Source organism: Mesorhizobium sp. M7A.F.Ca.CA.003.01.2.1 (assembly GCF_003998945.1).
Lineage (GTDB): Bacteria > Pseudomonadota > Alphaproteobacteria > Rhizobiales > Rhizobiaceae > Mesorhizobium > Mesorhizobium ciceri.
The window spans coordinates 1-2,040 of sequence record NZ_RZRA01000972.1 but is presented as its reverse complement, the minus strand read 5'-3'; the positions used below and the strand labels follow the sequence as shown (position 1 = coordinate 2,040).

Here is a 2,040-nt window from a genome sequence, read left to right as displayed (position 1 = left end):
ATCGTGCGGCGGCTTGCCGACCGCGCCGTGGCACGGGCGAATTTCACCGGCGCCGATGTCGATGTGGTCGCCATGGCGGCGGTGCGCGCGACGCGCGAAGGCACCGTCAGGCAAGGCCGGGAGACGCTTCCCGTCATCATCGGCACGCCGATAGCCGGTGAGAAGATCAACGGCGAAACCTTCGATGGAAAAACTGAAACAGCCATATTTCCCGGTGACTTACCGGAGAATATTGATGCGGTTTTCGATGTTTCGGGAGCCGATCACAGGCAGGACTCCGCGGACCCTGCAATCCGCTTCGTCCGTTTCCGTCCCCCAAAGCTCGAACGCACGGCCGAAGGCGTCACGCTGTCGCTGCCGCATATCAGGCTCGACCGTGCCTTGCAGTTCCTGATCGGAGATCATCTGGCATGACCGCGCCCCGCAAGCCGGCGGCATTCCGCATCGAACCGGAAGCCCCACCGAGACAAGCGGCCCCTGAGCCGCGCAACATCCAGGCCGACACCCAGCGCAAACCCCGCGCGATGAAAACCCATGTCGCGATGGTCATTCCGGCGAAAGTCGATGTCTTCGACGAGCCCGACATCATTGCCGCGGAGCCGCCACCAGCCGTCGCCCCCAGGAAACGCTCGCTGCTCGGCAGCATCTTCTTCGGCGCCTTCGGCGTGCTGGTTTCGCTGGCGGTCGGCCTGTGGACCGACCAGCTCATACGCGACCTCTTTGCGCGCGCTGAGTGGCTGGGCTGGCTGGCCGCCGGCATGGCCGCCATCGCCGTGCTGGCGCTTGTGGTGATCCTGATTCGCGAATTCCTGGCGATCGCCCGCCTCGCCGAGGTCGAAAAGCTGCAGAAGCGGGCGCTCGATGCGATCGCCCGCGACGATCCCAAGGCGGCACGATCGGTCGTCGACGAATTGTCGGCCTTTGTCTCGGCCAAACCCGAGACCGCGGCCGGCCGGCGCGAGCTGGCCGAATTGCGCGGCGAAATCATCGACGGCGGCAATCTCGTGCGCCTGGCGGAGGCTGAAATTCTCGGACCACTCGATGCCAGAGCGAAAGTGATGATTCTCGAAGCTGCCAAACGCGTCTCGCTGGTGACGGCGGTCAGTCCACGCGCACTGGTCGATGTTGCCTATGTCGTGTTCGAGGCCGGGCGGCTCATTCGGCGCCTGTCGGAACTCTATGGCGGACGGCCGGGAACGCTGGGTTTCTTCCGCCTGGCGCGCAGCGTTCTGGCGCATCTGGCGGTAACCGGTTCGATCGCGGTCGGCGACAGTGTCGTCCAGCAGATCGTTGGCCACGGCCTGGCCGCGCGCCTTTCGGCCAAGCTTGGCGAGGGCGTCGTCAACGGCATGATGACGGCGCGCATCGGCATCGCCGCGATGGAGACGGCTCGACCCCTGCCCTTCAGCGCCGCCAAACGTCCCGGATTGGGCGACTTCCTCTCGGCGCTGACATCGTTCGCAACCAGGAAAGACGGTGCAACGACCCCCTCCGGCAAGTGAGCCGGGCTGGAGTGTCCGGGCATTCGGAATCGTTACCGGACTGCTCTGCGGCGGCCCCGCGGTGACGAAGCATTAACCAATCTTGTTCATGGTCAGACCGGTTCCAAACAGCATCTTTGTTGCCGGGTGTCGTCGATGAAAAGCGTAATTCTATCCAGCGTCCTGTCCCTGGCAACGGTGATTACGACAGTCGTCGGCATTGCCGGAGTGGCCTCTGCGGCGGAGCCGGACAAGCAGTTCTTCCAGTCTGCCGAAGGCAAGTGGATCGGTCCCGGCGAAATCGTCGCCGGCAAGTACAAGGGCACCAAGTTCAACTGCAGCTTCACCGGCTCGACGCCCGACGGCAAGGTCGGCATGTCGCTCGACGGCGGCTGCCGGGTCGGTATGTTCACCCAGCCAATGTCGGCCAAGATCGAGCGCAAGGGCCGCGAGGGCTACAAGGGCAGCTTCATGGGTGGCGCGACCGGTTCCGGCCTCGACATCATCGGCGGCAACGTCGTCGATCCCCGCAAGGTGGTCTTCACCATCAACCGCAACC

Annotated in this window: 3 protein-coding genes; all 3 read left to right on the top strand. The window is 64.5% G+C overall.

What is annotated here, in order from left to right:
- Positions 1–414, top strand: a 414-nt coding sequence (locus EN969_RS28440) for a YcjX family protein (RefSeq protein WP_164758572.1), incomplete at its 5' end; no start/stop codon positions are given.
- Complete coding sequence (locus tag EN969_RS28435) at positions 411–1,502, top strand: YcjF family protein (protein WP_063167921.1); 1,092 nt, start codon at positions 411–413, stop codon at positions 1,500–1,502. The genes EN969_RS28440 and EN969_RS28435, both read left to right, overlap by 4 nt.
- A gap of 135 nt (positions 1,503–1,637) precedes the next feature.
- Positions 1,638–2,040, top strand: a 403-nt coding sequence (locus EN969_RS28430; RefSeq protein ID WP_127419597.1) for a hypothetical protein, incomplete at its 3' end; no start/stop codon positions are given.